The following is a 14,177-nucleotide window of genomic DNA, read 5'->3' on the forward strand; positions in this document are numbered from 1 at the left end:
GCTATCGCGCCGCGGCCGCCATCCGTACGCCGACCCTGGTGCGGGTGGCCACCAGCTGCCCTTCCTGCGGGTAGGCGTGCCAGGTCCGCCATCGCACCTGGCCCTCGTGGCGCTGGGCGAGCATCGCGGTGAAGGCGTGCGGGCTGCCCGGGAAAGTGCCCGCCAACCCGTTCGGGTGATCGGCCACGAGCGCGAGCAACTCCTGCGCGCGCCCCGCGAACGAGCCCTGCGACAGGGTTTCGACCCGTGCCGCGAACTCGTACTCCCAGTCGCCCACCCGTTTGGCGACCCCGAGCGGCAGCGGCGTACTGCTGCCGGGGATACAGGCGACCGTCTCCGAGCAGAGCACCTCGCCCTCCTCCAGCAGCACCTGATGAGAGGCCCCGAGCAGGCGCAACTCCACCTTCGCGCCCGCCAGTTCGAGGTTCAGTACGGCCAGGGCGGGCAGCGGGTCACGGCCCAGGGCCCAGGCGAGGTCGGCGGCACGCGTGTCGGTGTAGGTGGTCTGGAGGGTCGTGAGCATGAGTCGGCTCCGCAAACGCGCGAGGGAGAGGGGCCGGTGCCCGCCGAAAACACGTGGGTGGGGGTGACGGGTCACCGGCTCGGGTCCACAGGGAGTCCCGGGAGGTCCGGGGACTGGTCTACTCAACCGAGGGAATCATGAAGGGCACGGCACTCACAGCGTTTTTACCCAACTTGCTGGGGTTTACATCCCTCCGGGCGCTACCCAGTTCACATGTTCACAGGGTGGGCCAACGCAAGGACGCCCGACGGTAGTTGTCCCCGTCGAGCGCCCCTTTCACGCGCGGCGCCGAGCTGCCCCGTGTCAGCTGCCGCCGCCGCAGCCTCCACCCCCACCGCCGCCGCCCCCGCCACCGCAGGAGGAGGACGAGGACGAGCCACAGGACGAGGAGGAGGAGCCGCAGGACGAGCCGCTGTCGCCGACCCACCAGCTCGAGCCCCCACGACGGGAGGTGCGGTGCGGACGGTGCGGACGGGTGTCCCGGCTCACGGTCACGGCTGCCCCGATGACGATCACGACAAGGATCGGAAGTCCAACGATGAGAGCCTCGAACACGGTCTCCCACCTCCTTCGGTTCACCTCGGTCCCCCGAGTTGCGGGATCCCCCGTCCCGCGTGACGTCAAAATGCCCGAACGGCGACGCGCCCAAAGCACACTTGAGCAAGTCCAGAGGTTGCCCGCAGGATGGCGGTCATGAGCGCACCTGTGGGCGGCAGCCGCCCCTTCCTGAACCGCCGCCTGGCCGCCTTCGGCACGACGATCTTCGCGGAGATGTCGGCGCTGGCGGCCCGCACGGGGTCGATCAACCTGGGCCAGGGCTTCCCCGACACCGACGGCCCGGCCGAGATCGCCGAGGCCGCCTCCCGCGCGGTGCTCTCGGGACGGGGCAACCAGTACCCGCCCGGCCCCGGCATCCCCGAGCTGCGGAACGCGATCGCCGCCCACCAGCAGCGCTTCTACGGGCTGTCCTACGACCCCGACACGGAGGTGCTGGTCACGGCGGGCGCCACCGAAGCCATCGCGGCGGCCCTGCTCGCCCTCCTCGAACCGGGCGACGAGGTCATCGCCCTCGAACCCTTCTACGACTCGTACGCGGCCTGCATCGCGATGGCCGGCGCCACCCGGGTCCCGGTCACGCTCCGCCCCCGCGACGGGGTCTTCGCCCTCGACCTGGACGAACTCCGGCGCGCCGTCACCCCGCGCACCCGGCTGCTCCTGCTGAACACCCCGCACAACCCGACCGGCGCGGTCCTGACGGGCGCCGAGCTCGCCGCGATCGCCGAACTCGCCGTCGAGCGCGACCTCCTGGTCGTCACCGACGAGGTCTACGAGCACCTGGTCTTCGAAGGCGCCCACACCCCCCTCGCCGGCCTGCCCGGCATGCGCGAGCGCACCGTCTCCATCTCCTCGGCCGGCAAGACGTTCTCCTTCACCGGCTGGAAGGTCGGCTGGGTGACCGCCTCCCCCGCCCTGGTCTCGGCGGTCCGCTCCGCGAAGCAGTTCCTGACGTACGTCTCCTCGGGCCCGTTCCAGTACGCGATCGCGGAGGCCCTCGCCCTCCCGGACGGCTACTACGAGTCCTTCCGCGCCGACCTGGCCCACAAGCGGGACATCCTCACCGCCGGCCTCCGCGCGGCCGGCTTCGAGGTGTTCCGCCCCCAGGGCACGTACTTCATCACCACCGACATCGCCCCCCTCGGCGAAAAGGACGGCCTCGCCTTCTGCCGCTCCCTCCCGGACCGCTGCGGAGTCGTCGCCATCCCCAACTCGGTCTTCTACGACGACAAGGAAGCGGGCCGCACCCAGGTCCGCTGGGCCTTCTGCAAGCGCACGGACGTCCTGGAGGAGGCGGCCACCCGCCTGCAGCGGCTGTGAGCACGCCGGGGGGCATAGCCACCGCCGCCGCCCCCGCCGGGCGGCGCCAGGAAGCGGGGGGCAGTGGGGGCGGGGTCGGTTGGGGGGTGGTGGCCGTTGCGGGGTTCGTGGCCGTGCGGGCGCTCGGGGTTCTCCTGGTGGCCGTCTCCGCGTGGTGGGCCGGGAAGGATCCCGTCGGGGTGCTCGGGGCGTCCTGGGACTCCGTCTGGTACATCGGGATAGCCGAGCAGGGGTACGGGCGGACGCAGGTGTGGCCGGAGATCGACTCCGTGCAGAGCGATCTCGCGTTCTTCCCGCTGTACCCCGGGCTGATGCGGGGCGTCGGCGCGCTCCTGCCGTGGGTGGGGCCGGCCGGCGCCGGCCTGCTGGTGGCCTGGGGGGCCGCGGTCGTCGGCGCGGTCGGGGTGTACCGGGTCGGGGAACTGGTCGCCGGGGCGCGGGCCGGGCTGCTGCTGGTGGTGCTGTGGGGGGTGCTGCCGCATTCGGTGGTGCTCGGCATCGCGTACACCGAGGCGCTGCTCGCCGCCCTCGCCGCCTGGGCCCTGTACGCGGTCCTGCGCGGCCGCTGGCTGTGGGCGGCGGGGCTGGCGGTGCTCGCCGGGCTGACCCGGCCGACCGGGATAGCCGTCGCGGCCGCGGTGTCGGTGGCCGCGCTGTACGAGCTGCTGCTGCGGCCGGAGGCTCCGCTGCGGGTGTGGGCGGCCGGGCTGCTGGCGCCGGCGGGCTGGGCGGCGTACCTGCTGGCCGTGGGGGTGCGGCGGGGCGATCCGGTCGGCGGGTACTTCGCGGTGCAGCGCGGCTGGGGGTCGTACTTCGACTTCGGCTGGGGGGTGGCCGGGTCCGTCGGGCAGGTGCTGACCCGGGACACCCCGCTGGTCACCACCGTGGTGCCGGTGGTGATCGTGGTGGCCCTGGTGATGGCGGTGCTGCTGGCGCGCGCCTGGGCGCCGCTGCCGCTGCTGGTGTACACCGGCACCCTGCTGGTGATCACGCTCGGCGGGGCCGGGTTCTTCGAGTCGAAGCCGAGGTTCCTGCTGCCGGCCTTCCCGCTGCTGCTGCCGGCGGCGGCCGCAATGGCGCGAGCCCGGCCTAGGACGGCGGTCGCGGTGACCGCCGCACTGGCCGGGCTCTCGTACGGCTACGGGACGTACCTGCTGCTCAGCGCCCCGTTGCCGTTGTGACGTGCGTGACCTGTGGGTCCAGGGTTACTCCTGGTCGTCGCCCTTGTCCTCGCCGTCGGCAGAGTCGATCTCCTGCTCCAGGCCGAGCTGCTCGACGAGCCACTTGTCGAACTCGATGGAGGCGCGGACCCAGCTGACCGTGGAGGACACGAAGTGCTCCAGGGAGACGCCGGTGCCGATCAGCATCTGCGCCTCGCCGATCAGGCGGACCGAGCCGTCGTCGTGGGTGTGGCTGTAGACCTTGGGCCACAGGGTGCGGCGGTTCCAGTCGTCGATCGACTCGAGAAGCTGGGGCTTCTCGTCGATCGCGTGCGGGCGGTCGTAGAACGTCCGCACCGAGAAGACCTGCTGCTCGCCCTCTCCGCGGAACATGAAGTACGTACGGAACTCCTCCCACGGCGCCGCGAGGTCACCCTCGTCGTCGACGACGTACTTGAGTTCCATCTGCTCCAGCAGCTGCTTGACCAGATCCTGGTCAGGGACGACGGGGCCCGCCGGTCCTGAGGCCTGCGGTTCGGGCTGTCCCCCGAAATTCGGAATCGAGGCCGGGTCGATGCTCACCGTGTATTTCCCTTCGTGCGGATGAAGTCATCCTCCCCCATCGCGCCTACCCCCTGGCAAGCCCCGCCACCGCTATCCGCTCCGGGCGGACAGGATCCGCCCGGAGCGCTGCGTCAGCATCCGCTCACAGAGCCTCACAGGGCCTTCCCGACCAGCAGGTCTTCGCCCGCCACGTCGACCCGGACGGTGTCGCCGTCCTTGACCTCGCCGGCCAGGATCTCCCGGGCGAGCCGGTCGCCGACGGCCGTCTGGATCAGCCTGCGCAGGGGGCGGGCGCCGTACGCCGGGTCGTTGCCCTTGTCCGCCAGCCAGGCCAGGGCCTGCGGCGTGACGTCCAGGGTGAGCCGCCGCTCGGCCAGCCGCTTCGCCAGCCGCTCGATCTGCAGCTCGGCGATCCGGGACAGCTCCGACGGGCCGAGGGGGTGGAAGACCACCAGGTCGTCGAGCCGGTTCAGGAACTCCGGCTTGAAGGTGGACCTGACCAGCTCCAGGACCTGGTTCCGCTTGACCTCCTCGCTCGTCGTCGGGTCCATCAGGAACTGGGAGCCCAGGTTGGAGGTGAGGATCAGGATGGTGTTCCGGAAGTCCACGGTCCGGCCCTGGCCGTCGGTGAGCCGGCCGTCGTCCAGCACCTGCAGCAGGATGTCGAAGACCTCCGGGTGGGCCTTCTCCACCTCGTCCAGCAGCACCACGCTGTACGGTCGCCGGCGGACCGCCTCGGTCAGCTGGCCGCCCTCCTCGTAGCCCACGTAGCCGGGCGGGGCGCCGACCAGCCGGGCCACGCTGTGCTTCTCGCCGTACTCCGACATGTCGATCCGGACCATGGCCCGCTCGTCGTCGAAGAGGAAGTCGGCAAGGGCCTTGGCCAGCTCGGTCTTGCCGACGCCGGTCGGTCCCAGGAACAGGAAGGAGCCGGTCGGGCGGTCCGGGTCGGCGATGCCCGCGCGGGTGCGGCGGACCGCGTCCGACACGGCGCGCACGGCTTCGGACTGGCCGATCAGGCGGCGGCCCAGCTCCTGCTCCATGCGCAGCAGCTTCTGGGTCTCGCCCTCCAGCAGCCGGCCGGCCGGGATGCCGGTCCAGGAGCCGACCACGTCCGCGATGTCGTCGGGGCCGACCTCCTCCTTGACCATGGTGTTTTTGGCGCCGGTGTCCTTGGCGGCCTCCTGCTCGGCCTCGGTGGCCGCCGCCAGCTCGCGCTCCAGCGCGGGGATCTCCCCGTACAGCAGCTTGGAGGCGGTGTCGAAGTCGCCGTCGCGCTGGGCCCGCTCGGCCTGGCCGCGCAGGTCGTCGAGGCGCTCTTTGAGGGCGCCGACCCGGTTGAGGCCCTGCTTCTCCTTCTCCCAGCGGGCGGTCAGGCCGCGCAGCTCCTCCTCCTTGTCGGCGAGGTCCTTGCGCAGCTTCTCCAGCCGCTCCTTGGAGGCGGGGTCGGACTCGTTCTTGAGCGCCAGCTCCTCCATCCGCAGCCGGTCCACGGCGCGCTGGAGCTCGTCGATCTCCACCGGGGAGGAGTCGATCTCCATGCGCAGCCGGGAGGCGGCCTCGTCGACCAGGTCGATCGCCTTGTCGGGGAGGAAGCGGGAGGTGATGTACCGGTCGGAGAGGGTGGCGGCGGCGACCAGGGCGCTGTCGTTGATGACCACCTTGTGGTGGGCCTCGTAGCGGCCCTTGAGGCCGCGGAGGATCGCGATGGTGTCCTCCACCGTCGGCTCGGCGACCAGCACCTGCTGGAAGCGCCGCTCCAGCGCCGGGTCCTTCTCGATCCGCTCGCGGTACTCGTCGAGGGTGGTCGCGCCGACCATCCGCAGTTCGCCGCGGGCCAGCATGGGCTTGAGCATGTTGCCGGCGTCCATGGCGGAGTCGCCGCCGGCGCCCGCGCCGACGACGGTGTGCAGCTCGTCGATGAAGGTGACGATCTGGCCGTCGCTGGACTTGATCTCGGCGAGGACGCTCTTCAGGCGCTCCTCGAACTCGCCCCGGTACTTGGCGCCGGCCACCATGGCGCCGAGGTCCAGGGCGACCAGGCGCTTGTTCTTGAGGGACTCCGGGACGTCGCCCTTCACGATGCGCTGGGCCAGGCCCTCGACGACGGCGGTCTTGCCGACGCCGGGTTCGCCGATGAGCACCGGGTTGTTCTTCGTGCGGCGGGACAGGACCTGGACGACGCGGCGGATCTCGTGGTCGCGGCCGATCACCGGGTCGAGCTTGCCCTCGCGGGCCGCGGCCGTGAAGTCGGTGCCGAACTTCTCCAGGGCCTTGTACTGGCCCTCGGGGTCGGGGGTGGTCACCCGCCGTCCTCCTCGTACGTTCTCGAAGGCGTCGAGCAGCCTCTTCGCGCTCGCGCCCTGCTTGTCCAGGACCTCACCGGCGGCGCCGCCCTTGGCGGCGATGGCGATGAGGAGGTGTTCGGTGGAGAGGTAGTCGTCGCCGAGCTTCCCGGCCCGGCTGTCCGCCTCCGCCAGTACGGCGAGGAGGTCGCGGCTGGGCTGCGGGGGCGCGACGGTCGATCCGGTGACGCTGGGCAGGCCGGCGAGGATCCGCTCGGCGCCGGAGCGTACCGCGGCCTGGTCGGCGTCGACGGCGGCCAGCAGGTCGATGATGTTCTCGTTGTCCTGGCCGGCGAGCAGCGCCAGCAGCAGATGCGCGGGGGTCAGGTCCGGGTGGCCGTCCTTCACGGCCCTGCTGGTGGCGGCGTTCAGCGCGTCCCGGCTCTTGTTGGTCAGCTCGGCGTCCACGTGCGGCTTCTCCTCTCCGTTCCGGTCCACAGATATGGCTGGTCACACAGATACTGACAGAATCAACGTGTACAAAGTTGAGTCTATTCCACTCAAGGCCGGTTGTGGGCGTCCGAGTACGCTTCGCCCATGTCCCACGACGTACTCAACCCGACGCCCGAGTACCTCGCCTTCTGGCGGGAGCGGCACGTCTGCACCCTGACCACCCCGCGCCCGGACGGCACCCCGCACGTGGTGCCGGTGGGCGTGACGTACGACCCGGAGGCCGGGCTGGCACGGGTGATCAGCAACAAGAACAGCAAGAAGGTCCGCAACGTGCTGGCGGCGCAGCCGGGACGGGCCCGGGTCGCGGTCTGCCAGATGCAGGGGCGCCGCTGGGCCACCCTGGAGGGCCGCGCGGTGATCCGTACGGACGAGGCCTCGGTCGCCGAGGCGGTGGCGCGCTACGCGGAGCGCTACGAGCGGACCCCGTCGCCCAACCCGGACCGGGTGGTCATCGAGATCACGCTGGACCGGGCCATGGGCCGGGCCTGAAGTTCGTCTTTCACCTTGTCCGGTTCAGGTACTGGACGCGGACATCACAACGGCGCCATCGTGTTCAGGTCCACGATGGCGCCGTTGTGTGGGGGAAGCGCCTGAGCGATCTTCAACGACGGGGGAATCGCTTCAGGCACTGCGGGGGGTGGCGGTGGTGATATCGGGCTCGAAGAGCTGGTGGTCACGCTGATCCAGATTGACGAAGACCATGCCGTACCGGACCTCGCAACGAACGGGTTGCGGAGCACCTCGGGGGCGGCGCAGGCAGCGGTAGGCGCGGACGTCCTCGTCCTCCTCGCGCACGATGACGATGGGCTGGCCGAAGAGGGTGACCATCAACGAGTCGCCGGCGTGGGGGATCGCCGTGACAAGATCGATGAACTGCCACCCGGATCGGTAGGCGGAGGCCATTTCCCGCCGGAAGTCGCGGTCGTCGGGGGTCATGCGACACCCTTCTCGGGCAGGGTGGTCCACCCACTGTCCAGAGGGCTGAGCGTCCACCCGCTGTCCACCGGAGCACTGGTCCAGCCGCTGTCCTCGGGTATCCCCGCCAACGTGGCTGTGTCGCCGCCGGCCACCCCGTAAGCCACAACTGTGGAGAGAGCAACGGCAACCACCGAGCGAAGCAATCTCTTGTACATGGTCGACTTCGTCCTCACTGGATGGATTCCTCTCCCCCGCATGACAGACGATGACTTATCGAGCCACGCCGACGCCACCGTGGCGGTGCATCATGTTCCTGTAGATGCAAGACCCTGGGGGTGGGAGATATGCCGAAAAAAGGTGCGGAACAGACACATCCCCACCCGGTGACGGAACTGTGCGCTCCCGGCGCCGAGCTCTACGCCACTGCCCTCAGCTCCGGGCGTATAGCCCGCGCGGAGGTCGAATACACCCCCTGCCTGCTGGAATTCGCGCTGCTGCACCCGGATCCGGATGACGCCAACTGGCTCCGCCCGGTTCCCCCCACCGTCGCGCTCGCCCAGCGGCTGCACCCCATCGAGCGGGAAATCCTGCAACGCCGCAGGACGTCGATCGAGCTGGCGGAAGCGTTTGAGCCATTCATGGCCATCAGCGCGCTGACTCCCGCGCCCACGCACGCGATCACCGTGCTCGAGGGATTCGACCGCATCAACGCGGCGCTGAACCTCGCCACCGCCGAATGCCACACGGAGATGCTCACCGTGCAGCCCGGCGGCGCCCGCCCCATAGACGCCCTCACGCAGGCGCTGGAGCGCGACCAGCCGCTGACCGACCGCGGGGTCAGCATCCGCACGCTCTACCAGCACACCGCCCGGCACAGCCAGGGCACGCTCGCCTACGTCGAGCGGATATCCGCGGGCAAGGTGGAGATCCGCACCCTCGAGGAACTCATCGAGCGCCTCATCATCTTCGACCGCACCGTCGCCTTCATCCCCGCCAGCGACGACCGCAGCGTCGCCCTCGAACTGCGCCACCCCGGGCTCGTCGAATACCTCATCAAGGTGTTCGAGCAGCTGTGGCGCCGGGCCACGCCCCTGCTGGAGGAGATTCCGTACGATCCGACGCCGTCGGGGATATCGGGCGTGCAGCGCTCGATAGCCCAACTCCTCATCGAGGGGCACGTGGACGAGGCCATCGCGCGCCGGCTCGGCATGAACGTACGGACCTGCCGGGCGCACATCGCCAAGCTGGCCAGCACCCTCGGCAGCGGCAGCCGGGCCCAACTGGGCTACCTCATCGCACAGTCGGGGATCCTCAGCCGCCCGGAGGAGTGAGCTCCGCCTTCACCTGCCGAGGGCACGAGGAGGCCCCCGACCCGGTTTCCCGGGCGGGGGCCTCTTCGATGTCCGTCCTGAGCGTCCCGCTCCTCCGCCTCAGTCCTGCGGGCGCTTGGGCCGCCACACGACCAGCGCGCTGGTCTGCTGCACGTCCTGGTACGGGACCAGGTCGCGCCGGTACGAGGCGTGGACCTGCGCCTCGCGCTGCTGCATGGCGACCGCCGCGCCGTCGACGGCCGCCGACAGCTCGGCGACCCGCTGCTGGAGGGCGGCGACCTGGTTCTCCAGCTCGATGATGCGCTTGATGCCGGCCAGGTTGATGCCCTCGTCCTGGGAGAGCGCCTGGACCGTGCGGAGCAGTTCGATGTCGCGGGCCGAGTAGCGACGGCCACGGCCGGCCGTCCGGTCCGGGGAGACCAGACCGAGCCGGTCGTACTGGCGGAGGGTCTGCGGGTGCAGACCGGAGAGCTGAGCGGCGACCGAGATCACGTAGACCGGAGTCTCATCCGTCAGTTGATAGGGATTACGTCGTCGGCCGTCCATCTCATGCTCCCTTCGCTGCCTCGAACAGGGCGGACCGGGGGTCTTCGTCCACCGTGGCCTCCCGGTACGTTTCCAGCGCCTCGCGGGCCTTCTCCGACAGGGTGGTGGGCACCGCCACCTCCACCGTCACGAGCAGGTCGCCACGGGTGCCGTCCTTGCGGACCGCGCCCTTGCCGCGTGCGCGCATCGTACGGCCGTTCGGCGTGCCCGGAGGCAGCTTCAGCGTGACCGGCGGGCCGCCCAGGGTGGGCACCCGGATCTCGCCGCCCAGGGTGGCCTCCGCGAAGGACACCGGGACGGTCACCGTCAGGTTGTCGTCCTTGCGGCCGAAGACCGGGTGGGTGTCCACGTGGACCACCACGTACAGGTCGCCGGCCGGGCCGCCGCGCTCGCCGGGCGCGCCCTTGCCGCGCAGCCGGATCCGCTGGCCGTCGAAGACGCCCGCCGGGATCCGGACCTGCATGGTGCGGGAGGACCGGGCCCGGCCGCTGCCCTTGCAGACCTCGCAGGGGGTTTCGGCGATGAGGCCGCGGCCCTTGCAGTCCGCGCAGGGGTCGGTCAGCGAGAAGCCGCCGCCGCTGCCGCGGGAGACCTGGCCGGTGCCGACGCAGGTCGGGCACACCCGGGGGGTGCCGTTCTTGTCGCCGGTGCCGGAGCAGGCCTTGCAGGGGGCCTGGGAGGACATCCGGAGCGGGACCGTGGCCCCGTCCACCGCCTCGGTGAAGCTGAGCGTCACCTCGGACTCGATGTCCTGGCCGCGACGCGGCTGGGTACGGGTTCCCGTGCCGGCGCCGCCCCGGTTGAACAGGCCGCCGAACATGTCGCCGATGCCGCCGCCGCCGAAGCCGCCGCCCGCCCCGCCCTGGGTGCCTCCGAAGAGGTCACCCAGGTCGAAGTTGAACGTACCGCCGCCGGCGCCCGGGCCGGGACGGAAGCCACCGTTGCCGAAGAGGGCGCGCGCCTCGTCGTACTCCTTGCGCTTCTTGGGGTCGCCGAGGATGTCGTTCGCCTCGGAGATCTCCTTGAAGCGCTCCTCCGCCGAGACGTCGCCCTTGTTGGCGTCCGGGTGGAACTCGCGGGCGAGCTTCCGGTACGCCTTCTTGATCTCGGCCTCGGTGGCGTCCTTGGGGACGCCGAGAACCTTGTAGTAGTCCTTCTCCACGAAGTCCTTCGTGCTCATCGACGTCCCTCCTCCCAGGTACTGCCGGCGGTGCCGCTGCTGCTATTCACTGTCCTTCTTGTCGGCGGACTCTTCCGAGTCCTCCGACTTGGGAGCCGCCGCCCCGGGCTGGGGCTCGGCCACCGCGACCCGCGCGGGGCGGATCGTACGCTCGCCGATCCGGTACCCAGGCTGCAGGATCGCCACGCAGGTCGTCTCGGTGACGTCCGGCGCGTAGCTGTGCATCAGGGCCTCGTGGATCATCGGGTCGAAGGGCTCGCCCTCCTTGCCGAACTGCTGCAGGCCCATCTTGGCGGCGACCGTCTCCAGCGATTCGGCCACCGACTTGAAGCCGCCGACCAGCTCGCCGTGTTCACGGGCGCGGCCGATGTCGTCGAGGGTGGGCAGGAGCTCGGTCAGGAGGCTCGCGACGGCGATCTCCTTGACCGTGACCCGGTCCCGCTCGACCCGGCGGCGGTAGTTCTGGTACTCGGCCTGGAGCCGCTGGAGGTCCGCGGTGCGCTCGGAGAGCGCGGTACGGGCCTGGTCCAGCTGCGCCAGCAGAGCGACATCCGGTGCGCTTGCGTCCCCGGCCGGGGCCGCCCCCTCCGCCTTGTCGGCGGAGTCGGCGGCCTTCGGCTCCTCGGGCGTGCCGTCGGCGGGGACTTCGGGCTTCTCCTCGAAGCCCGGGGTCTCCTCCGACATCAGGCAGCGCCGCCCTTCGGCTTCTCGTCGTCGACGATCTCGGCGTCGACGACGTCGTCGTCGGCCTTGGCCTGGCCCGCGTCACCGGCAGCGGCACCCGCGGCGCCCTGGGCGGCCTGCGCGTCGGCGTAGATCGCCTGGCCGAGCTTCTGGCTGACCGCGGCGACCTTCTCGGTCGCGGTGCGGATCTCGGCCGTGTCCTCGCCCTTGAGCTTCTCCTTCAGCTCGGCGACGGCGGACTCGACCTCGGTCTTGACCTCGGCCGGGACCTTGTCCTCGTTGTCCTTGACGAACTTCTCCGTCTGGTACACGAGCTGCTCGGCCTGGTTGCGGGTCTCGGCGGCCTCGCGGCGGCGCTGGTCCTCCTCCGCGTACTGCTCGGCCTCCTGGCGCATCCGGTCGACCTCGTCCTTGGCGAGCGAAGAGCCGCCGGTGACGGTCATCTTCTGCTCCTTGCCCGTGCCGAGGTCCTTCGCGGTCACGTGCATGATGCCGTTGGCGTCGATGTCGAAGGAGACCTCGATCTGCGGGACACCGCGCGGGGCCGGCGGCAGGCCGGTCAGCTCGAACATGCCGAGCTTCTTGTTGTACGCCGCGATCTCGCGCTCGCCCTGGTAGACCTGGATCTGCACGGACGGCTGGTTGTCCTCGGCCGTCGTGAAGATCTCCGACCGCTTGGTCGGGATGGTCGTGTTGCGCTCGATGAGCTTGGTCATGATGCCGCCCTTGGTCTCGATGCCGAGGGACAGCGGGGTCACGTCGAGGAGCAGGACGTCCTTGACCTCACCCTTGAGCACACCGGCCTGGAGGGTGGCGCCGATGGCGACGACCTCGTCCGGGTTCACACCCTTGTTGGCCTCCTTGCCGCCGGTCAGCTCCTTGACGAGCTCGGCGACGGCGGGCATGCGGGTGGAGCCGCCGACCAGGACCACGTGGTCGATCTCGGAGAGGCTGATGCCCGCGTCCTTGATGACGTTGTGGAAGGGGGTCTTGCAGCGCTGCAGGAGGTCCTCGGTCAGCTGCTGGAACTGAGCGCGGGTGAGCTTCTCGTCCAGGTGCAGCGGGCCCTCGGCGGACGCCGTGATGTAGGGCAGGTTGATCGTGGTCTCCGTGGAGGAGGACAGCTCGATCTTCGCCTTCTCGGCGGCCTCGCGCAGACGCTGGAGCGCCATCTTGTCCTTGGACAGGTCCACGCCGTGGCCGTTGGCGAACTGCTTCACCAGGTAGTCGACGACGCGCTGGTCCCAGTCGTCACCACCGAGGTGGTTGTCACCGTTGGTGGCCTTCACCTCGACGACGCCGTCGCCGATCTCCAGGAGGGACACGTCGAAGGTGCCGCCACCGAGGTCGAAGACGAGGATGGTCTGGTCGTCCTTGTCGAGGCCGTAGGCCAGGGCGGCCGCGGTGGGCTCGTTGACGATGCGCAGGACGTTCAGACCCGCGATCTCACCGGCCTCCTTGGTGGCCTGGCGCTCCGAGTCGTTGAAGTACGCCGGCACGGTGATGACCGCGTCGGTGACCTTCTCGCCCAGGTAGGCCTCGGCGTCGCGCTTCAGCTTCTGCAGGATGAAGGCGCTCATCTGCTGCGGGTTGAAGTCCTTGCCGTCCAGGTTGATCTTCCAGTCGGTGCCCATGTGGCGCTTCACCGACCGGATGGTGCGGTCCACGTTCGTGACCGCCTGACGCTTGGCAACCTCGCCGACGAGGACCTCGCCGTTCTTGGCGAAGGCGACGACGGACGGCGTGGTCCTGGCGCCCTCGGCGTTGGTGATGACGGTGGGCTCGCCGCCTTCGAGAACGCTGACGACGGAGTTGGTGGTGCCCAGGTCGATGCCGACCGCACGAGCCATTTTGATTCCTCCAGCTGACTTGAGTGGAACAGACTCAACCATGCCGCATCGCTGCGCCGACGTCAACAGAGGTGAGTCGAGGGGGCTCAACCTTTAGGCAGCCCTTACGCGCAATCCATGCTCCCGGCTGCACACATTGCCTCCCGGCTGCAGAGAGGGCCGAGCGAGGGACCGCCGCCGCGCGGCGCCACGGCCGGGGCGCACCCATCGGGCACGGTGCCTGCATGCCGCTGCCGCTCTCCCCGCCGCCCGCCAAGCGGGTGTTCGACCTCGTCGGCGCGCTGACCCTGCTCGGCCTGCTCGCACTGCCGCTGCTCGCCGTCGCCGCCGCCCTGTACGCCACCCGGGGCGGCCGGGTCTTCGTCCGCGAACCCGCCGCCGGCCTCGGCGGCCGGCCGTACCGGACCTGGAGATTCCGCACAGCTCCGGACGGGCCGCTGCGGCGCCACGCCCTCGACCGGCTGCCCCAGCTCATCAGCGTGGTGCGCGGCGAGATGTCCCTCGTGGGGCCGCGCCCGCTGCCGCCCGGCGCACCAGGATCCGCCGACCGGCTCTTCGTACGGCCCGGAATCACCGGGCTCTGGCAGGTCAGCGCACGGTCCGGGCTGCCCTGGGAGGAGATGGACCTGCTGGACCGCCACTACGTGGAGAACCACTGGCTCGGCATGGATCTGGGCATCCTCGCGCGTACCCCGCGGGCGGCCGCCGGCCCGCGAAGGGTCACCTGAGCGACACAGATCACCGGGCA

The 14,177-nt window shown here is 70.5% G+C and carries 13 protein-coding genes; 5 read left to right on the top strand and 8 right to left on the bottom strand.

Annotation, left to right across the window (positions count from 1 at the left end; genetic code table 11):
• Position 1: 1 nt before the first annotated feature.
• A complete protein-coding gene (locus AB0447_RS02575; RefSeq protein ID WP_366474570.1) occupies positions 2 to 523 on the bottom strand; it encodes a DUF2617 family protein in 522 nt (173 codons plus the stop codon).
• Positions 524 to 1,207: 684 nt separating this feature from the next.
• Here AB0447_RS02575 and AB0447_RS02580 point away from each other — a divergent pair.
• Positions 1,208 to 2,398, top strand: a complete 1,191-nt coding sequence (locus AB0447_RS02580; protein ID WP_366474571.1) for a pyridoxal phosphate-dependent aminotransferase — start codon at positions 1,208 to 1,210, stop codon at positions 2,396 to 2,398.
• Positions 2,395 to 3,579, top strand: a complete 1,185-nt coding sequence (locus AB0447_RS02585; RefSeq protein ID WP_366474572.1) for a hypothetical protein — start codon at positions 2,395 to 2,397, stop codon at positions 3,577 to 3,579. The genes AB0447_RS02580 and AB0447_RS02585 overlap by 4 nt, the downstream gene beginning before the upstream one ends.
• Positions 3,580 to 3,603: 24 nt before the next feature.
• Here AB0447_RS02585 and AB0447_RS02590 read toward each other — a convergent pair whose 3' ends face one another.
• Entirely contained in the window at positions 3,604 to 4,140 is a 537-nt protein-coding gene (locus tag AB0447_RS02590; RefSeq protein ID WP_366474573.1) for a YbjN domain-containing protein, read from the bottom strand.
• A 134-nt stretch (positions 4,141 to 4,274) separates the two neighbouring features.
• Positions 4,275 to 6,875 carry an ATP-dependent chaperone ClpB gene (gene clpB / locus AB0447_RS02595; RefSeq protein ID WP_366474574.1) on the bottom strand — a complete coding sequence of 867 codons (2,601 nt, stop codon included), beginning with the start codon at positions 6,873 to 6,875 and terminating at the stop codon, positions 4,275 to 4,277.
• Between the two features lie 129 nt (positions 6,876 to 7,004).
• Between clpB and AB0447_RS02600 the strand changes: the two genes are divergently transcribed.
• The gene (locus tag AB0447_RS02600) at positions 7,005 to 7,409 is read left to right on the top strand and encodes a TIGR03618 family F420-dependent PPOX class oxidoreductase (protein ID WP_366474575.1); all 405 of its coding nucleotides are present in this window, start codon (positions 7,005 to 7,007) and stop codon (positions 7,407 to 7,409) included.
• Positions 7,410 to 7,541: 132 nt separating this feature from the next.
• Here AB0447_RS02600 and AB0447_RS02605 read toward each other — a convergent pair whose 3' ends face one another.
• Positions 7,542 to 7,856, bottom strand: a complete 315-nt coding sequence (locus tag AB0447_RS02605; protein ID WP_150208898.1) for a (2Fe-2S)-binding protein — start codon at positions 7,854 to 7,856, stop codon at positions 7,542 to 7,544.
• Positions 7,857 to 8,182: 326 nt separating this feature from the next.
• Between AB0447_RS02605 and AB0447_RS02610 the strand changes: the two genes are divergently transcribed.
• Entirely contained in the window at positions 8,183 to 9,169 is a 987-nt protein-coding gene (locus AB0447_RS02610; RefSeq protein ID WP_366474576.1) for a helix-turn-helix transcriptional regulator, read from the top strand.
• 99 nt (positions 9,170 to 9,268) lie between these two features.
• On the opposite strand, the gene AB0447_RS02615 is transcribed toward AB0447_RS02610, so the two are convergent.
• The 4 genes from AB0447_RS02615 to dnaK are packed head-to-tail and all read right to left on the bottom strand — an operon-like array spanning position 9,269 to position 13,429.
• Entirely contained in the window at positions 9,269 to 9,715 is a 447-nt protein-coding gene (locus tag AB0447_RS02615) for a helix-turn-helix domain-containing protein (RefSeq protein ID WP_366474577.1), read from the bottom strand.
• 1 nt (position 9,716) lies between these two features.
• A complete protein-coding gene (gene dnaJ, locus AB0447_RS02620; protein WP_366474578.1) occupies positions 9,717 to 10,895 on the bottom strand; it encodes a molecular chaperone DnaJ in 1,179 nt (392 codons plus the stop codon).
• Between the two features lie 42 nt (positions 10,896 to 10,937).
• Positions 10,938 to 11,579, bottom strand: a complete 642-nt coding sequence (gene grpE, locus AB0447_RS02625; protein ID WP_366474579.1) for a nucleotide exchange factor GrpE — start codon at positions 11,577 to 11,579, stop codon at positions 10,938 to 10,940.
• Positions 11,579 to 13,429: a molecular chaperone DnaK gene (gene dnaK, locus AB0447_RS02630; protein WP_366474580.1), complete on the bottom strand. Its 1,851-nt coding sequence runs from the start codon at positions 13,427 to 13,429 to the stop codon at positions 11,579 to 11,581. The genes grpE and dnaK overlap by 1 nt, the downstream gene beginning before the upstream one ends.
• 224 nt (positions 13,430 to 13,653) lie before the next feature.
• Between dnaK and AB0447_RS02635 the strand changes: the two genes are divergently transcribed.
• Positions 13,654 to 14,157, top strand: a complete 504-nt coding sequence (locus AB0447_RS02635) for a sugar transferase (RefSeq protein WP_366474581.1) — start codon at positions 13,654 to 13,656, stop codon at positions 14,155 to 14,157.
• Positions 14,158 to 14,177: the final 20 nt, after the last annotated feature.

The sequence above is a fragment of the Streptomyces sp. NPDC051211 genome (assembly GCF_040689505.1).
Lineage (GTDB): Bacteria > Actinomycetota > Actinomycetes > Streptomycetales > Streptomycetaceae > Streptomyces.

What these genes read in the sequence shown, in the direction of transcription:
- AB0447_RS02610 (WP_366474576.1), top strand. Translation starts at nt 8,183, where the DNA reads ATGCCGAAAAAAGGTGCGGAACAGACACATCCCCACCCGGTGACGGAA.
- AB0447_RS02580 (WP_366474571.1), top strand. Translation starts at nt 1,208, where the DNA reads ATGGCGGTCATGAGCGCACCTGTGGGCGGCAGCCGCCCCTTCCTGAAC.
- AB0447_RS02575 (WP_366474570.1), bottom strand. Translation starts at nt 523, where the DNA reads ATGCTCACGACCCTCCAGACCACCTACACCGACACGCGTGCCGCCGAC.
- AB0447_RS02615 (WP_366474577.1), bottom strand. Translation starts at nt 9,715, where the DNA reads ATGGACGGCCGACGACGTAATCCCTATCAACTGACGGATGAGACTCCG.
- AB0447_RS02600 (WP_366474575.1), top strand. Translation starts at nt 7,005, where the DNA reads ATGTCCCACGACGTACTCAACCCGACGCCCGAGTACCTCGCCTTCTGG.
- dnaJ (WP_366474578.1), bottom strand. Translation starts at nt 10,895, where the DNA reads ATGAGCACGAAGGACTTCGTGGAGAAGGACTACTACAAGGTTCTCGGC.
- dnaK (WP_366474580.1), bottom strand. Translation starts at nt 13,429, where the DNA reads ATGGCTCGTGCGGTCGGCATCGACCTGGGCACCACCAACTCCGTCGTC.
- AB0447_RS02635 (WP_366474581.1), top strand. Translation starts at nt 13,654, where the DNA reads ATGCCGCTGCCGCTCTCCCCGCCGCCCGCCAAGCGGGTGTTCGACCTC.
- AB0447_RS02605 (WP_150208898.1), bottom strand. Translation starts at nt 7,856, where the DNA reads ATGACCCCCGACGACCGCGACTTCCGGCGGGAAATGGCCTCCGCCTAC.
- grpE (WP_366474579.1), bottom strand. Translation starts at nt 11,579, where the DNA reads ATGTCGGAGGAGACCCCGGGCTTCGAGGAGAAGCCCGAAGTCCCCGCC.